Source organism: Streptomyces sp. NPDC039609 (assembly GCF_055596705.1).
Window position 1 is genome coordinate 1,044,980 of record NZ_JBVIUJ010000001.1, and the last position, 13,575, is coordinate 1,058,554.

The following is a 13,575-nucleotide window of genomic DNA, read 5'->3' on the forward strand; positions in this document are numbered from 1 at the left end:
GGTCATGCTCGTCCGCCCCGCCCGGTGCCCTCTGCCCGCGCTCGCCGCCCTGGTGGCCGGTGCGCTCCTGGCCTGCGCCCACCTGATGTGGGGACCCGGACACAGCGCGATGGCCATGGCCGCGCCCATGACCGGGATGACGACCACGGCCACGAGCCCGGCCGTGCCGACCGCGCACGCGGCCATCGTGGACGCCGAGCAACCTCCGCACCAGGCCGATCCGGCGCACGGCGAGTGTCCGGCGACGGGCTTGGACTGCCCGCTGGCGACCGCACAGACGCCCGTGCCCGTCGCTCTCGCGGCCGACCCCGGCCCAGACACCCTCGCAGCGCCGCCGGCCCCGGCCCAACCGGCGGCACCGGGCCCCGATGACGGGTGCGCCTGGCCACAGGCGCCCGATCCCGTCACTCTGCTCTGCGTCAGCCGTACCTGACACCACCCGCACCCCGCCGCGCCTTCTTGGCCGCCGGGTGCCTCGCCGTGTCCTGATCCGGCTCACTCACCAGGGAGAGTCCTCCTTCCATGGCCTCCACCACCACCCTGTTCGTCAGGCCGGCGACATCATCACTGCCATCGCCACCGCCGGCTACACCGCCATGCTCGTTTCCTGAACCCCCTGGGTCCCGGACTGCCGAGTCCGGGACCCAGGGGCCCCACCGGCCGAGTCCACCTCCCGCACGCACCCGAGCTCCGGCTTCCCGTCATGCCGCGACCAGTGCTGCGGAATCCGACACCCCACGTACGAGGAATCATGACCAGACTGAAGAAGAACCTCATCGCGGCCGCCGTCCTCGTCGCCGCGCTGGCCGTCGCGTTCGGCTCGTTCCTCCTCTTCGCGCCTCAGGACCGAGGCGCGGCGGCCCTCGACGCCGAACCCGCCGTGGACGCCCGGCCCGTCCGCGACACCAGCCATCGGCTCACTTCACCACAGCGCAGCGAGCTGACCGTCGTCGAGTTCCTCGACTTCGAGTGCGAGGGCTGCGGGGCCGTACATCCCACGGTGGAGAAGCTGCGTGCCGAGTACAAGGACCGGGTCACGTTCGTCGCCCGCTACTTCCCCATGCCTGGCCACCGCAACAGCACGACCGCAGCTCTCGCCGTCGAAGCAGCCGCCCAGCAGGGCAAGTTCGAAGCGATGTACACCAAGATGTTCGCCACGCAGAAGGAATGGGGCGAGTCCCAGGAGTCCAAGGCGGACCTCTTCCGTACGTACGCTTCCGGCCTCGGACTCGACATGACCACGTACGACTCCGCGGTGAAGGCGCCGGCCACCCTCCAGCGCGTCCAGGCCGATCAGCAGGACGGCCTCGGCCTCGGTGTCCAGGGCACGCCGACGTTCTTCGTCGACGGTGTGAAGATCCAGACGCCGGGCTCCTACGAGGACTTCAAGGCTCTCATCGAGGCCCGGCTCACGGGATGACCTCCGACGGCGCCTCACGGTTCGTCGGAGTCTCTGAATGGCTTCTCCGCGGCTCACTCGGCAGTCATCTAGGATGGGAACGTGAGTGCGATTGCGGGGGAGTCTCGACCCTCCCTGACCCCCAATCTGACCGGTGCGGAGCTGAGGCGCTGGTATTGGACCCTTGCTGAAGTGTCCGCGCTGGCCAGGGTGATGGGGCTACCCCTGGGCGGCGGCAAGGCAGCCGTGACCGCACGGCTGGCCGCCGCTCTGGACGGCCTCCCGGTGCCGGAGTCCGACCCGTCGCCGCGGCGGGCGGGGCGGCAGCTCGCCGCCCCCGTCCGCCGCGACACCGTGATCCCGCAGGGGCAGCGGTGCAGCCAGGTCCTTCGGGAGTTCTTCCGCAGAGAGATCGGGCCCGCCTTCCACTTCGACGTCTTCATGCGGGAGTACATAGCCGGGGCCGCCGGGCGAACCCTCGGCGATGCCGTCGCCCACTGGCACGCCACACGCGCCCAGGCGGCCGAACCCCAGGAGGTCGGTGCCCAGTTCGAGTTCAACCGATTCCTGCGCGACTGGCACGGCCGCCACCCGGAAGGCTCCCGCACAGCGGCCCTTGCGGCCTGGCAGGCACACCGGGCCCGCCCCCGTGACTGACGCTGCCCGCTCCGCGGTGATGCCAGACCTCGCCGACGCGGCCCGCGCCGTGAAAGCGAGCATCTCCTGCCGTAGCCAGGTCCCCCGACTGTCCGATTGAAGTCCTGAACAGCAGAAGCGTGGACATGCCCCGGCCAGGGGCCACCGGCAGGCGGGCGGGAGTCTTCGTCCCGTAGGGCCGAGAGGATGTCAGGCGGCCATGATGTCGTACGGCCGGCACGGTGCTTCTCGTGTCGCCCGTCATCGGTCGGGCGACCGGCCGTTAGGCTCGCGTCGCCACAAAGGTCCGATCTTCACGGAGGGCAGGGCGACGGGGATCAATCGAGAGCGCCTCGTCAGGACACTGACGTTCTGGCTGCGGCCGGCCTTCGCATTGCGGGTCATCAACCGGTTTCAGAAGATCGTGGGTTTCGACCGCTCGATGGCCCTGGCGTCCAGCGCCCTGACGGCGTTGGTCCCGCTCGCGATCATCCTCGGCGCGGTCTTGAGCAACGTCGTTCACTACGACGCCGCAGAGCAGATCATCAAGCGCTACAACCTCAGCGGAGCGGGGGCCGCGGCAGTCAGCTCGCTGTTCTCTCCTGCCGAAACGACCAGCGCGAGCGTGGGCATCTTCGGGTTCGTGCTTCTGGCGATCTCGGTGCTGAGCTTCGCGCGAGCCGCCCAGCGGCTCTTCGAACAGGTATGGGAACTCAAGCCCCTGAGCGTGCGCAACACACGCAACGGCTTGGGGTGGATCCTCACTCTCGGTGGCTACGCAGGGGTCACCGCGTTGCTCTCCGCGCTTCCTGAGGGAGGCGCGCTGGGTCTGGTCTCCGTCGTGTGTGGCGTACTGGTGACCGCCGTCTTCCTCGTCTGGAGCGGCTGGATCCTGTCGGCGAAACGGATCAGCTGGCCGGACCTGCTTCCCTTCGCCATCACCGGCGCCGTACTGACGGCGGCCTATTCAGTGGGCGCAGCCATCTACATGCCGCACCTGTTCAACTCCTCCGCAGCGCGCTACGGGGTGGTCGGTGCTGTCTTCGCGATGATCTCCGCCCTCTTCGCAGCCATGCTGGTCCTGGTCGCAGCGGCGGCACTGGGACGAGAAGTACAAGACGAGCTCACCCGGATCCGTGAGGGTGACCGCCCATCCGACCACGAGGTCCGCCGAGAGTGGGACACCATGGTCGAGCAGACGCGGTCACGATGGCGCACGGTACGTGGACAGGTCTCTCATCATCGGATCAAGAGCTCGAACCATTGACGTGCAAAGCCGGCCACGGCCGCCGTCAGGGCCTCGTAGAGGCGCTCGCCCCCGTCACGAGGCAGGCGGTTTACGCCGTGTGGACGGACGACACCATCCGGGCCTCCGACGACGTGACTTCACCGGCATCACCCTCCACGCGGCGCAGCGCAGGTGATGGCCATCCGGTCGATCCGGGCTGGTCGACAAGCCTGACTCTCCGCGTCGGCGCGCTGATGCTTCCATCAGTGCGTGACCGTGTCCGGAGGCTGCCAGGCGCGTTGACCATGGCATGAAGACTCGTGCTCTGCTTGGTGCCGTCACGCTCACGGCCTTGCCTCTGATCCTTGCTGTCCCTGCCCATGCCGATGAGCCCAACCACCTGAGTGACACGGCGAACGCCGTGAACGACCTGGCGGGCGAAGTGGCCGGCTCGGAAGCGCTCGGCGTCCGGGAGGTCGCGACCACTCTCGCCGGCCAATGAGCCTGCTTCTGGGCTGCCTGCCTCTGGACTGCTTCAGACCGGCCTCAGGCCGGCTTTGAGACCGGTGGCAGTTGGGCGTCCGTCGTCATGAGTTGATCAGCGCTCGGGGCGGAGCAGGCCGCGCTCGTACGCCTTCACCAGGCGCTGTGGCACCCGGTGCACCGCGCCGTCGACGGTGATCGGGACGAGCTGCGGCGTCGTGGCCTTCCACTGGGCCCTGCGGTGGCGGGTGTTGCTGCGGGACATCTTCCGCTTGGGGACAGCCATGGGGTTCTCCTTCGGTGATTCAGGGGCGACTTCGGGATGGGGAGCTCGACGTGCCCCGTAGCGGCCAGGCCTTTCCACGCCGTCGTGTCTGCCGGCCCGCAGAAGCGACGTCGGGGAGTCCTGGCCCGCTGCGGGGCTCTACCGGTTTCCGTACGGGAGCAAGGCCATTTCACGGGCGTTCTTGATCGCTGCGGCGAGCTGTCGCTGCTGCTGGGCGGTGACGCGGGTGACACGGCGGCTGCGGATCTTGCCGCGGTCGGAGATGAACTTCCGTAGCAGGTCGGTGTCCTTGAAGTCGATGTACGCGATCCCTGCTGCATCCAGTGGGTTGGGACGGGACCTGAGCGGCTTGTGCGGGTTCTGGCGGCGGGCCATGTGCGTTCCTTGTGGTCGTCGGGGTCGGCCGGGTCGTCGGGGCGTCAGGGTCGTCAGGAGACGGGGTCGAGGAGGGGGCCGAAGGCTGCCGGAAGGGACTTCCAGGCTTCGGGTCCCGCCGCGTATTCGGCGTCGGTGAGGAGGCAGGACTCGAGGAGTTGCTTCACACCGTGGCGGTCGAGGCCGGGGGACGTGAAGACGAGGTGCTGGCAGCAGTCGCCGTGTTCGGGATGCCAGTCGAGTGAGGCTGCCGCTCGGCGCATCGGCGGGACCAGGTCCCAGGCTGCGTCCGGCAGGGAGGCCAGCCAGGGGCCGACGTTCTCCACGCACAGGGCTCCGCCCGCCGCGTCCCAGGCGAGCAAGGTGTCGGGGCGGTCGGCGAGCCAGAACCGGCCGCGGCTGCGCGCGGCGGCGCAGCACAGGTCTTCCAGGGCGTCGTACAGGCGCTCGGGGTGGAAGGGGCGGCGGCTGTGCCAGACGAAGGTGGTGACTCCCGCTTCCTCCGCCTCCTGGGGAAGCAGGGCGCAGGCCGGGTGCTGGGCGGCAGCCGCCGCTTCCGCGTCGAAGCCGGCGCAGGCCGCCTGTGCGAGCTCGCCGGATGCGGCGAGCACCCGGCGTGCAGTGGGGTGGAGTTGGGCCAGCAGGGCGCGGTCCTCGTCGCCGGCTTCCTCGCTGTCGACGAGTGCGAGTACAGGTGCGTACTCGAGCTGTCGCGCCCAGGTGTCTCCGATGGTGCGCCGGTCGGTGGCGGCCGCGGCGAGGCCGGCGTCAGCCAGGTCGTCGCCGTTGACGAGGTAGGGCAGGACGAGCGACGGGTCCACCGCGGTGATCACGCCGGTGAGATCGAGTGCGTCGGCGCCGTGAGCGGCGATCACCTCCGCCATCGCCTTGGGTTCGACCGAGTCCCACAGCTCGACGACGGCCAGCCGGGTCAGGCCGCTGCCTGCAAGTCGTTCCAGCTCGGGGACCAGATCTTCGCGCAGTGCGCAGCAGGCGCAGTCGTTGACCAGCGGCGCCTCGTCCCGGGACAGCTCGCCCGAGGTGTCGCGCACCAGGCGCTGCACGGTGCCCTGCGCTGCCGTGGACAGGTCGTGATGGAGGGCGACGCTGCCGGGGACGGCCTGCAGCAGCCGGTCCACGACTTCCTTGCGGGCGTCGGAGTGGAGCCCGCCGACGATGACGACGGGCAGGGTCACGCCTTGCTCCCGTAGCGGCGCTGGAAACGCTCAACGCGGCCGGCGGTGTCCAGGACGCGGGCGGTGCCGGTGTAGAAGGGATGGCTCTGCGAGGAGATCTCGACGTCGATGACGGGGTAGCTGTTGCCGTCCTCCCACTCGACCGTCTTGTCACTGGTGGCGGTCGAGCGGGTGAGGAAGGCGAAGTCGGCGGCCTTGTCGCGGAAGACGACGGGTCCGTAGGCGGGGTGGATTCCGGGCTTCATGGGGTGTCCTTCAAGCGGGAGTGGGGGCGGAGGTCAGCGCTCTTCGCGGAAGTCGACGTGGCGACGCGCCACCGGGTCGAACTTGCGCAGCACCATGCGGTCCGGGTCGTTCCGCCGGTTCTTGCGGGTGACGTAGGTGTAGCCGGTGCCCGCGGTGGAGCGGAGCTTGATGATCGGGCGTACTTCGTTGCGTGCCATGCCGCTACTATACGGGAATGGAAATCGTTTTCAATAACGGTTCGGTTCAGAGAGAGGCAGCAGCACCATGTCCGCCCTATGCCAGCTGACCGGCGCCCGCCCGGGCTTCGGCAACGCCATCTCCCATTCGCACCGGCGCACCTCCCGCCGCTTCGACCCCAACATCCAGCGCAAGCGCTACTGGCTGCCGAGCGAGGGGCGCCATGTCCGCCTGACGCTGAGCGCGAAGGCGATCAAGACCATCGACCGAATCGGCATCGAGGCCGCGGTGGCTCAGATCCGCGCGCGGGGGGTAAGGGTCTGATGGCCAAGAAGAGCAAGATCACACAGAACGAGAAGCGCAAGGCCGTCGTCGCGCGCTACGCCGCCCGGCGCGGCGAGCTGAAGAGCGTCCTCCGGCGGCCGTCCTCGAGCGAAGCCGAGCGCCGGGACGCGTTGGAGGAGCTGGGCAAGCAGCCCCGCGATGCCAGCGCCACCCGGGTGCGCAACCGGGACAGCGTCGACGGCCGGCCCCGTGGGTACCTGCGAAGGTTCGGTCTGGCGCGCGTTCGGATGCGGCAGCAGGCGCACGCCGGATTCCTTCCAGGAGTCACCAAGTCCTCCTGGTAGCGCCCCTTCCTCCGGCGAGCACGCAAGAGTCCACATCTCCGGCGGGATGTGGGCCTGCGTGCCGCTGGCCCGTACCGACAGGGCGAGCGCGCGGTGGCAGCTCCTCACCGTCCAAGGCTCTGCACATGTGCTTCGAATCAGGCATGTGATGCCGAGCATGGCGCTCGGCCTGCCAGTCGTGGGCGCTCCTCGCGCCGACCCTGGGGTGATCGTTCTGTGACGTGCAGGAAGGCAACCTTTGATCCGACCGGGCGGTCAAGTGATCATGAGCAGACGCCTTGCTCGTACCGCCGCGCTCCCCACCGCCCTCCTGCTGCTCACCGCCTGCGCCGGTGGGGACGACGAGGGCGGGCACGCGAAGGCGCAGCCTCCGCGGCACCCGGTCTTCGACCAGCCGCTCGACCGCCAGGTCTTCCTGGCCCTGCGTCAGACGCAGAAGTCAGGCAGCGTGAGCTTCACTCAGACGGTGTCTCTCGAGGCCACGAGGGGCACGGCCGTACAGACACCGGTCGTTGCGTGGAGTCGATGACGGTGAGCGAGTGCCCGTTGCACGGGGTTGGTATGCGTCCTGAGTACCTGGTCGGGCGCCGTCTTGAGCAAGTGGTGGCTTCGTGGCACGTGTTCGGCTCGGAGGCCCCGTCCGGCCCGCTGGACGTGTGGCTGATCGACGGCGAGACGGTCGCCACGCACGTTATGACCGGTTCGGACTGGTGCCTGATCGTGGAGCCGTCGGCTCCCTTCGCGGGATACGACATGGCGGAGTCAGGCCGCGTCGAGGTAGCGCCGATCAGTGGCGAGACCCCGTTCGCCGATCACCTCGGCGAGACGGTACTGAAGGTCAGCCAAGAGGTTGCCCCGGACGGCGGGCGGCTCGCGCTGGAGATCACCTTCGACTCCGGCCGTGTCCGGTGTGAGACCTGGTTTGGGGAACTCCGCCTGTCCAGCAAGTGATCAGCACGCCGGGGCAACGGTGTGAGGCTGCCGCCGTGACTGGTGTGATCACGGTGACGCAGCCGACCTGGAAAGCCCGTTCAGGGGGTTGAGCCCCCGATGTCTTGGCGCGTTGGTGACACAGCTGCGGCATGAAAGAGATGACCCGGTCCGCAGAGGCCGTCCGTGGAGCCCGCCGTTGGAGGACTGAGTACTGCTGGTAATGGCGTACTGGCGCACCAACTTGACGCTGCGACAGCTCGCATCACTGGTCGCGTCTCACGGCCCGCAGCTGACCGCATTCATCAGCCACCTTGGCGCCCTGTTCGCGCTCAAGCCCCGCAGACGGTTCCGCAAGGATACCGTGCTCATCGCGGAGGGAACCCTGGTCCCGGCCGACGGGTTGGACGCCGCAGAGGCGGCCGCCCCCCCCACGACAGTAACGCGATCCTCGCCGCTTCGCACGTTGCGGGCACCGACTCGTGCTTGCGGTAAGCGCGTTCACGCACCGGATTCCTCCACGATCACCAACGTGCCGCGGCTGCCCGGGCCGACAGCGTGTCGAGCACCCGCCGGCACCCGGTACAGCTCGCCTGTTTCCACGGCGACCTTGGCGCCCTCCACCAGTAGTTCCAGCCGCCCGTCGAGCACCAGCAGCACCTCGTCTGCCTCGTGGGCCTCTTCCTCGACCGGGCTGCCGTCCATACGCAGGACTTTCACACAGGTCGCCCCCACCATTCCCAGAGTGTGGGAGCTCCAGGCAGCGGGCAGTGCGGCTGCTGTGTCCACGACGTTGATCGAACTCATTGCATGCCTCCTCAGCGGGTTGCCTCCGCCATGGCAGAAGCAGCCCGACCATCAGGTTCAGCGGATGCCGGAAAGCTACCTGAGCTGGGACGATCGTCGGTCGACCGTTTGGTAAAACCTGTCCCGACCACGCTCGATCACCCGGTCGGCGATGTGTGGCGAGCCGCTGGACGTTCGAGGAAGCGGTGCGATGGCTGCGCATCCACAACAAGTTGCGCGGCTCGGTGCCTGGGAGCGGTTGGCTACGGACGAGCCGAATGCGGCCGAAGGTGGGCGCCCCCGAATCGGCCGCGCAGATGGAGGCCGTGGCCAAGTCCACGCCCGAGCCGTGTGGAGAGGACTTCCCCCGGTTCGGGCAGGGCTCGGCCGGGGACGGGCTCAGTACCGGCCGGGACCTGGGGGCCTGTTGCGAATGTTGGTGGGGCGGACTTCTGGATAGCGCGTGGAATGCCCAGGTACACAAGGAAGTTGAGCACGTCATGACTCAGAAGCCTGCAGCTCCCCGCGCTCTGTCCGACGATGCTCTCTCCGAACTGCTGAACACGCAGCAGTTCGGCACCCTCGCCACCAATAAGCGCAGCGGCCATCCCCATCTCACCACCATGCTTTACAACTGGGACGCCACATCACGCATCGTGCGGTTCTCCACCACTGCCGACCGAATCAAGGTCAAGCAGCTCCGGCGTGACCCGCGCGCGGCCGTGCATGTTCCGGGAGGCGACGTGTGGTCTTTCGCCGTGGCCGAGGGCGAGGCCGAGGTCTCCGAGATCACGACCACGCCAGGTGATGCGATCGGGAGAGAGCTGCTCGCGATGGTGCCCGAGGCCGCGAAGCCGCAGGATGAAGATGCGTTCTTGGAGCAGTTGGTCGCCGAGCGCCGGGTGGTCATCCGACTGAAGGTATCTCGGCTGTACGGGACGGCACTCGACATCAACGGCTAATGACGATGTTCACAGTTGAGGTTGGGACGTGTTGGCATGGCGTGGGGTGGTGATCAGCGGCGGGCCGCCCGATCGGAGGCCAGGGACGCGACGGCATCGATGGTCTGGGCCAGGTGCTCCCGCTTGCGGTGGTAGCGCTTGAGGACTCTCCAGGTCTTGATCTCGGCGGTGGCGTGCTCGACGCAGATACGTTCGGACGACTGATGTAGGCGCGCACGCTGGTAGACGGTGATCTCGTTCGCAGAGGCGGCCTGGCCTTGCTCGGGCGGCGGGACCACGATCCGTTTCGGGTCGAGCTTGGCCAGGCCCTGGTAGCCGGAGTCCAGGGACAGCCCGACTTGGGGGAGCGGCCGAGCAGGTCTCCAATGCCTTCCGTCTTGAGCGCGGTCTGGTCGTGCATCCTGCCTGGCCGGTGGGCGCCGACCCACAGCAGACGGCCCTCGCTGTGGGAAGCGACGGTGTACTTGTGGGTGTTCTGCCGCCGCTTGTCTGAGACGAACCGGCGCCTTCCGGACGGGTGGGCGCGGGTCGGAGGACCTGGATTCCGTGCCGTCCAACCGCAGGCGCACGCCCTCGGCCTGGGCATAGGCGAAGACGTCGGCCAGGGTGGGCAGGCGGAACCCGGTGGGGGTAGCGAGGCCCAGGCGGTCAGGGCGCGTCCTGGCGATCTTCGACGTCAGTACGCTCTCCGGAAGACCAGGGCCTGGCACTACAGGTCAGAGAACGGAGGGAAAGGTCAGCGATGAGGGTCGAGTACGACGCAATGGCGAACATGGCTTACATCTACCTTGTCGACAGCATCGCCCCAGGAGAGGCCGTTCGGCAGGTGCCTGCCGAGGACGACACGGCGATACTCGACTACGACTCACACGGACGACTCCTGGGCATCGAACTGTTCAGTGCCAGACGCCGGTTGCACCCGGAGCTGCTGGCCGGCGCAGAGAGGATCGACCGTGATCCGCGTCCGCCGAGCACGTGATTCGTTGAGCGAGCCATGGGAGCCGAGGCACTCTGACGGATGCCCAGTGGGAGCGGCTTGAGCCGCTTCTGCCGATAAGCAACGGTCGTTGTGGGGGATGGCGGGACCACCGGCAGGTGATGAACGGGTGGTGCATCGGAGTCGGACGGGCGTGCGGTGGCGGGATCTGCCTGATCGCTACGGGCCGTGGAAGACGGTCCACGAGCGGCATCGCCGCTGGTCGGCGGACGGAAAAGGGAGGTGCTTCTTCGGCGGGTCCAGGCCGAGGCGGACGGCAGGTGACATTGACTGGGGCATCTCGGTCGACTCGACCTCCGATATCGCCACTGTGCCAGTCCTGAAGATCAGGTCGAGTCGGGTAGCCCCTCAGTCCTCGGGGTCGCGCAGGCCGACGCAGTCAAAGGCCCAAAATGCCTCTGAGTAGACGAAGGTGCCCGTCATCCACGGCTCGTGAGCGGACAACCGGGCGACCTGAAAGGCGGCTTCAGGGATCCGCAGCGACGGCGAACGGAAGCCCACCGCGCCGGCACCCTCGAAGCCTCGCGCGCCGTAGTAGCGCGGCGAACCCTCCAGGAATACCAACGGCACACCCTGGCTGTCGGCCGCCTCGAGGGCGTGGGCGACGAGCTGTGTACCGATGCCCTGACCCTGGAACTCCGGGTCCACGCCCAGCGGTGACAGCGACAGGACGTCCACGATCCGGCGCGGAGCGTCCAACCGCGTCGCGCTCAGCAGGACATGCCCGACGACCCGGTCATCAACGACAGCTACAAAGGACATCGGCACCAATGCGGCCTCGGTTACGCGAAGTGCCTCCACGAGCCCGGGAACCCGATCGCTGTCACCGAAGGCGCGCGTATGAACCTTGCGCACATCTCGGTGATCGTCAGCGGTCTCGTGCCGGATTACCAGCCCGGCACCACCGGGCGCTATCCGGGAGCTTTCAGGCGCATCGTGTGACGTCATGGCCGCGAGGATAGATCGCGGGGCGGCTCATGCGCGAGGCAATTGGGCACCAGGTCGTAGGGCCGGCTGCAGCCACTCATTGATGATGGCGACCAGCACTCTTGCCCCACTTCTCCGGAGGCCAGCGGAGGGTCGAAGGCCTATGCCCGACCGTAGGGGAGCAGACGTGCGCGCGCCCTTTGGGAAACAGTGCAGCAGCGGGGCCGGCCCCCCGGCGGCGGCCCAACGCGGCAGGCGTAGGCTGCCGTCCTCCAGGCCTGTGCCTCCATTGCTGATGCTCCGTCAACTTCTTTGACGCAAGCTGCCATCAGGGTCTTTCGCCGTCTACGAAAGAGAGGCTGCTCGGACCCTTGATGTGTCGCCCCGGCTCGCGAATGATGCTCCGGGCGTGTCGGCCGATGGTGGTCGCGTTCCGCCCGCCGTCACCGTCGAACCCGACCGGCCAGGGGGCCTGCTTTGCTGATGAATCGCCACATCCGGAAATCATTCGTTGCCGTCGTCACCCTCGCGCTGGTCATCGGCGCACAGCAGACAGCCTTCGCCGCCCCACCACCGGCCCTGCCCTCCCAGGCTGAAGCGATCGAGCTGACCTTCCAGCCGGCCTATGACTACGACACCGACGGCTGCTACCCGACCCCCGCCATAGGTGCGAGCGGAGGTCTGAATGGCGGACTCAAACCCACCGGCGCCCTCAACGGCAGCTGTCGGGACGCCTCGGACCTCGACAACACCAACGGTTACTCCCGCTGGACGTGCAACAACGGCTGGTGCGCCGTGATCTATGCGCTGTACTTCGAGAAGGACCAGGCCATCCCCGGCATCAGTCTCGGTGGCCACCGTCACGACTGGGAGCACGTGGTGGTGTGGATCCAGGGCAACGAGGCCAAGTACGTCGCGACCTCCGCCCACGGCGACTTCAACATCCATACGCGCGACCAGATCCGCTGGGACGGCACGCACCCCAAGATCGTCTACCACAAGGACGGCGTCGGCACGCACTGCTTCCGCGCGGCGAACACCAACGACGAACCGCCCGAGAACCACCGCCGTGCCTGGCAGTTCCCCGCGCTCGTCGGGTGGTCGGGCTACCCCGCGACACTCCGGGAGAAGCTCAGCGAGGCCGATTTCGGCAGCGCGCATTTCGGTCTGAAGGACAGCGCCTTCGCATCCCACCTGGCGGAAGCCAAGCCGGCGGGCATCCCCTTCGACCCGTACCTGTAGGCGCCCTTCGCGACCATCCGGCCGCATAGCAGGACGAGAACACGGAACGGTCCGTCCGGCTGCTGGGTCGGGCTCGGAGCGGCGCGGACTGCGGTCGCGCCAACACCCGGTCGGCGGCCACGGCAAGGAGGCCCAACCTTTCCGCACGCTGTGGCTTTCTCTTCCTTCAGAGGTTTGTTCGTCGGGTGGACGGTGACTGCGTACGGGATTCGGGCGCCGATCCGGGCCCGCCAAGACGGTAACGCCGGGTTCCGGGGAGTCTGCGGTAGGCCGAATTCGCCTCCTGGTGGGCGCGTGTCCTGGTCGTACTCGCGCCCTTCGGCGGTGCCGCAGCCCCAACGCTTCGCTCTCCGGACTGTCGGATCTGCCCGGCACCGCGACGCCGGTGCCGGGCAGGACGGGCTGGTGATCACGATCGCCGAGATCACCACCACGTTGGTGGCCCAGAGCGCCAACAGGATGGGCACCTCGTGGCGGATCGGCGTCGACGCCGACGAGTGGACCGTCCTGGTCACTCTGGGCAGTTCACCGCCGTGCGTAATCCCGCGTTCACCGGCGATGGCCGCGACCGCGATCGGCCGGCGCTGATGGTGCCCAACTCGGTCGCGGTCCTTGTCTGGTCGCCTCCGTCAGCCGAGGGCCGCGAACAGCTCGTTGCATGCCTCCTCGCACGAGCGGCAGGCTTCGGCACAGATACGGCAGTGCTCGTGCATGTCGGCATGGGAGGCGCATTCGTCGCCGCATGCCTTGCAGGCCATGGCGCATGCCCTCAGGATGGCCGCCGTGATGTTGGCGTCGTAGCCGGTGTGGCGGGAGAGCACAGCAGCGGTGGCGGTGCAGATGTCGGCGCAGTCCATGTCCATACGGATGCACTTGGTCAGATCACCCACCATTCCTTCCGACAGGCAGGCGTCCGCACACGCCGTACACGCCTGCGCGCAGGCGATGCATTCCTCGATGCAGCGGGTGAGCTTGGCCTGGTCGATGTCGCCGAGGTCGGCCGGGTAGGTGGCGAGCATGTCCTTCACGGTGGTGGACATCAGGGTGCCTCCCTCTCCGCGGAGCCAGCAGACCGG

Annotated in this window: 23 protein-coding genes and 2 pseudogenes; 15 read left to right on the forward strand and 10 right to left on the reverse strand. The window is 68.1% G+C overall.

Annotated features, from left to right (window positions below):
• The first annotated feature begins 4 nt into the window (after positions 1 to 4).
• From ACZ561_RS04675 to ACZ561_RS04695, 5 genes are all read left to right on the forward strand, one after another.
• Positions 5 to 433, forward strand: coding sequence for a hypothetical protein (locus ACZ561_RS04675; protein WP_470989669.1), 429 nt, complete (start codon positions 5 to 7; stop codon positions 431 to 433).
• Between the two features lie 318 nt (positions 434 to 751).
• Complete coding sequence (locus ACZ561_RS04680) at positions 752 to 1,420, forward strand: DsbA family protein (RefSeq protein WP_470989671.1); 669 nt, start codon at positions 752 to 754, stop codon at positions 1,418 to 1,420.
• A gap of 81 nt (positions 1,421 to 1,501) precedes the next feature.
• Positions 1,502 to 2,056 (forward strand): DUF6434 domain-containing protein, encoded by a 555-nt coding sequence (locus ACZ561_RS04685; RefSeq protein ID WP_470989673.1) that lies wholly within the window; start codon positions 1,502 to 1,504, stop codon positions 2,054 to 2,056.
• A 199-nt stretch (positions 2,057 to 2,255) separates the two neighbouring features.
• Entirely contained in the window at positions 2,256 to 3,302 is a 1,047-nt protein-coding gene (locus tag ACZ561_RS04690; protein ID WP_470989675.1) for a YihY/virulence factor BrkB family protein, read from the forward strand.
• Between the two features lie 271 nt (positions 3,303 to 3,573).
• Positions 3,574 to 3,765 carry a hypothetical protein gene (locus ACZ561_RS04695; protein ID WP_470989677.1) on the forward strand — a complete coding sequence of 64 codons (192 nt, stop codon included), beginning with the start codon at positions 3,574 to 3,576 and terminating at the stop codon, positions 3,763 to 3,765.
• 96 nt (positions 3,766 to 3,861) lie between these two features.
• Here the strand turns inward: ACZ561_RS04695 and rpmF are convergent, their stop codons facing one another.
• The 5 genes from rpmF to rpmG all read right to left on the reverse strand — a co-directional run bounded on the left by rpmF (position 3,862) and on the right by rpmG (position 6,046).
• On the reverse strand, positions 3,862 to 4,032 hold the full coding sequence (rpmF, locus tag ACZ561_RS04700) for a 50S ribosomal protein L32 (protein ID WP_470989679.1): 171 nt from the start codon (positions 4,030 to 4,032) through the stop codon (positions 3,862 to 3,864).
• A gap of 138 nt (positions 4,033 to 4,170) precedes the next feature.
• Positions 4,171 to 4,407, reverse strand: coding sequence for a 30S ribosomal protein S18 (gene rpsR, locus ACZ561_RS04705; protein ID WP_470989682.1), 237 nt, complete (start codon positions 4,405 to 4,407; stop codon positions 4,171 to 4,173).
• A 53-nt stretch (positions 4,408 to 4,460) separates the two neighbouring features.
• On the reverse strand, positions 4,461 to 5,603 hold the full coding sequence (locus tag ACZ561_RS04710; RefSeq protein ID WP_470989684.1) for a CobW family GTP-binding protein: 1,143 nt from the start codon (positions 5,601 to 5,603) through the stop codon (positions 4,461 to 4,463).
• The gene (locus ACZ561_RS04715) at positions 5,600 to 5,848 is read right to left on the reverse strand and encodes a type B 50S ribosomal protein L31 (RefSeq protein ID WP_470989687.1); all 249 of its coding nucleotides are present in this window, start codon (positions 5,846 to 5,848) and stop codon (positions 5,600 to 5,602) included. Before ACZ561_RS04715 ends, ACZ561_RS04710 begins: the two co-directional genes overlap by 4 nt.
• A 33-nt stretch (positions 5,849 to 5,881) precedes the next feature.
• Positions 5,882 to 6,046 (reverse strand): 50S ribosomal protein L33, encoded by a 165-nt coding sequence (gene rpmG / locus ACZ561_RS04720; protein ID WP_030118432.1) that lies wholly within the window; start codon positions 6,044 to 6,046, stop codon positions 5,882 to 5,884.
• Between the two features lie 67 nt (positions 6,047 to 6,113).
• Between rpmG and rpmB the strand changes: the two genes are divergently transcribed.
• The 5 genes and pseudogenes from rpmB to ACZ561_RS04745 all read left to right on the forward strand — a co-directional run.
• Positions 6,114 to 6,350 (forward strand): 50S ribosomal protein L28, encoded by a 237-nt coding sequence (gene rpmB, locus ACZ561_RS04725; RefSeq protein WP_470989690.1) that lies wholly within the window; start codon positions 6,114 to 6,116, stop codon positions 6,348 to 6,350.
• Positions 6,350 to 6,655, forward strand: a complete 306-nt coding sequence (gene rpsN, locus ACZ561_RS04730; protein WP_470989693.1) for a 30S ribosomal protein S14 — start codon at positions 6,350 to 6,352, stop codon at positions 6,653 to 6,655. The genes rpmB and rpsN overlap by 1 nt, the downstream gene beginning before the upstream one ends.
• A 265-nt stretch (positions 6,656 to 6,920) precedes the next feature.
• A complete protein-coding gene (locus ACZ561_RS04735) occupies positions 6,921 to 7,184 on the forward strand; it encodes a hypothetical protein (RefSeq protein ID WP_470989696.1) in 264 nt (87 codons plus the stop codon).
• Positions 7,181 to 7,606: a hypothetical protein gene (locus ACZ561_RS04740; protein WP_470989698.1), complete on the forward strand. Its 426-nt coding sequence runs from the start codon at positions 7,181 to 7,183 to the stop codon at positions 7,604 to 7,606. The genes ACZ561_RS04735 and ACZ561_RS04740 overlap by 4 nt, the downstream gene beginning before the upstream one ends.
• Positions 7,607 to 7,641: 35 nt before the next feature.
• Positions 7,642 to 8,003, forward strand: a pseudogene (locus ACZ561_RS04745) (helix-turn-helix domain-containing protein); the annotation flags it as partial.
• Positions 8,004 to 8,086: 83 nt separating this feature from the next.
• Here ACZ561_RS04745 and ACZ561_RS04750 read toward each other — a convergent pair.
• A complete protein-coding gene (locus ACZ561_RS04750) occupies positions 8,087 to 8,392 on the reverse strand; it encodes a cupin domain-containing protein (RefSeq protein ID WP_470989700.1) in 306 nt (101 codons plus the stop codon).
• A 479-nt stretch (positions 8,393 to 8,871) separates the two neighbouring features.
• Here ACZ561_RS04750 and ACZ561_RS04755 point away from each other — a divergent pair, with 479 nt between their 5' ends.
• Entirely contained in the window at positions 8,872 to 9,333 is a 462-nt protein-coding gene (locus ACZ561_RS04755) for a TIGR03618 family F420-dependent PPOX class oxidoreductase (protein WP_470990070.1), read from the forward strand.
• A gap of 53 nt (positions 9,334 to 9,386) precedes the next feature.
• Here the strand turns inward: ACZ561_RS04755 and ACZ561_RS04760 are convergent, their stop codons facing one another.
• Both ACZ561_RS04760 and ACZ561_RS04765 read right to left on the reverse strand, forming a co-directional pair.
• Positions 9,387 to 9,611: a hypothetical protein gene (locus tag ACZ561_RS04760; RefSeq protein ID WP_470990083.1), complete on the reverse strand. Its 225-nt coding sequence runs from the start codon at positions 9,609 to 9,611 to the stop codon at positions 9,387 to 9,389.
• A 32-nt stretch (positions 9,612 to 9,643) separates the two neighbouring features.
• Positions 9,644 to 9,919, reverse strand: a pseudogene (locus tag ACZ561_RS04765) (transposase family protein); the annotation flags it as partial.
• 156 nt (positions 9,920 to 10,075) lie between these two features.
• On the opposite strand from ACZ561_RS04765, the gene ACZ561_RS04770 reads away from it, so the two are divergent.
• Together ACZ561_RS04770 and ACZ561_RS04775 are read left to right on the forward strand one after the other, a co-directional pair.
• Positions 10,076 to 10,312 (forward strand): DUF2283 domain-containing protein, encoded by a 237-nt coding sequence (locus tag ACZ561_RS04770; protein ID WP_470989702.1) that lies wholly within the window; start codon positions 10,076 to 10,078, stop codon positions 10,310 to 10,312.
• 97 nt (positions 10,313 to 10,409) lie between these two features.
• On the forward strand, positions 10,410 to 10,736 hold the full coding sequence (locus ACZ561_RS04775) for a transposase (RefSeq protein ID WP_470989705.1): 327 nt from the start codon (positions 10,410 to 10,412) through the stop codon (positions 10,734 to 10,736).
• On the opposite strand, the gene ACZ561_RS04780 is transcribed toward ACZ561_RS04775, so the two are convergent.
• A complete protein-coding gene (locus ACZ561_RS04780) occupies positions 10,679 to 11,278 on the reverse strand; it encodes a GNAT family N-acetyltransferase (RefSeq protein WP_470989707.1) in 600 nt (199 codons plus the stop codon). The two genes, ACZ561_RS04775 and ACZ561_RS04780, sit on opposite strands and share 58 nt — an antisense overlap.
• 462 nt (positions 11,279 to 11,740) lie before the next feature.
• On the opposite strand from ACZ561_RS04780, the gene ACZ561_RS04785 reads away from it, so the two are divergent.
• Both ACZ561_RS04785 and ACZ561_RS04790 read left to right on the forward strand, forming a co-directional pair.
• Positions 11,741 to 12,499: an NPP1 family protein gene (locus ACZ561_RS04785; protein WP_470989709.1), complete on the forward strand. Its 759-nt coding sequence runs from the start codon at positions 11,741 to 11,743 to the stop codon at positions 12,497 to 12,499.
• 405 nt (positions 12,500 to 12,904) lie between these two features.
• Positions 12,905 to 13,087 carry a hypothetical protein gene (locus tag ACZ561_RS04790; RefSeq protein ID WP_470989710.1) on the forward strand — a complete coding sequence of 61 codons (183 nt, stop codon included), beginning with the start codon at positions 12,905 to 12,907 and terminating at the stop codon, positions 13,085 to 13,087.
• Between the two features lie 41 nt (positions 13,088 to 13,128).
• Here the strand turns inward: ACZ561_RS04790 and ACZ561_RS04795 are convergent, their stop codons facing one another.
• Positions 13,129 to 13,539: a four-helix bundle copper-binding protein gene (locus ACZ561_RS04795; protein ID WP_376430298.1), complete on the reverse strand. Its 411-nt coding sequence runs from the start codon at positions 13,537 to 13,539 to the stop codon at positions 13,129 to 13,131.
• Positions 13,540 to 13,575 lie beyond the last annotated feature (36 nt).

Bases quoted from the DNA above. Each gene is read 5' to 3' on its own strand.
- ACZ561_RS04770 (WP_470989702.1), top strand. From the start codon at position 10,076: ATGAGGGTCGAGTACGACGCAATGGCGAACATGGCTTACATCTACCTT.
- ACZ561_RS04785 (WP_470989709.1), top strand. From the start codon at position 11,741: ATGAATCGCCACATCCGGAAATCATTCGTTGCCGTCGTCACCCTCGCG.
- ACZ561_RS04795 (WP_376430298.1), bottom strand. From the start codon at position 13,539: ATGTCCACCACCGTGAAGGACATGCTCGCCACCTACCCGGCCGACCTC.
- ACZ561_RS04750 (WP_470989700.1), bottom strand. From the start codon at position 8,392: ATGAGTTCGATCAACGTCGTGGACACAGCAGCCGCACTGCCCGCTGCC.
- rpsN (WP_470989693.1), top strand. From the start codon at position 6,350: ATGGCCAAGAAGAGCAAGATCACACAGAACGAGAAGCGCAAGGCCGTC.
- ACZ561_RS04715 (WP_470989687.1), bottom strand. From the start codon at position 5,848: ATGAAGCCCGGAATCCACCCCGCCTACGGACCCGTCGTCTTCCGCGAC.
- ACZ561_RS04690 (WP_470989675.1), top strand. From the start codon at position 2,256: ATGATGTCGTACGGCCGGCACGGTGCTTCTCGTGTCGCCCGTCATCGG.
- ACZ561_RS04680 (WP_470989671.1), top strand. From the start codon at position 752: ATGACCAGACTGAAGAAGAACCTCATCGCGGCCGCCGTCCTCGTCGCC.
- rpsR (WP_470989682.1), bottom strand. From the start codon at position 4,407: ATGGCCCGCCGCCAGAACCCGCACAAGCCGCTCAGGTCCCGTCCCAAC.
- ACZ561_RS04735 (WP_470989696.1), top strand. From the start codon at position 6,921: ATGAGCAGACGCCTTGCTCGTACCGCCGCGCTCCCCACCGCCCTCCTG.
- ACZ561_RS04675 (WP_470989669.1), top strand. From the start codon at position 5: ATGCTCGTCCGCCCCGCCCGGTGCCCTCTGCCCGCGCTCGCCGCCCTG.
- rpmF (WP_470989679.1), bottom strand. From the start codon at position 4,032: ATGGCTGTCCCCAAGCGGAAGATGTCCCGCAGCAACACCCGCCACCGC.
- ACZ561_RS04780 (WP_470989707.1), bottom strand. From the start codon at position 11,278: ATGACGTCACACGATGCGCCTGAAAGCTCCCGGATAGCGCCCGGTGGT.
- ACZ561_RS04695 (WP_470989677.1), top strand. From the start codon at position 3,574: ATGAAGACTCGTGCTCTGCTTGGTGCCGTCACGCTCACGGCCTTGCCT.
- ACZ561_RS04740 (WP_470989698.1), top strand. From the start codon at position 7,181: ATGACGGTGAGCGAGTGCCCGTTGCACGGGGTTGGTATGCGTCCTGAG.
- ACZ561_RS04755 (WP_470990070.1), top strand. From the start codon at position 8,872: ATGACTCAGAAGCCTGCAGCTCCCCGCGCTCTGTCCGACGATGCTCTC.
- ACZ561_RS04775 (WP_470989705.1), top strand. From the start codon at position 10,410: ATGGCGGGACCACCGGCAGGTGATGAACGGGTGGTGCATCGGAGTCGG.
- rpmB (WP_470989690.1), top strand. From the start codon at position 6,114: ATGTCCGCCCTATGCCAGCTGACCGGCGCCCGCCCGGGCTTCGGCAAC.
- rpmG (WP_030118432.1), bottom strand. From the start codon at position 6,046: ATGGCACGCAACGAAGTACGCCCGATCATCAAGCTCCGCTCCACCGCG.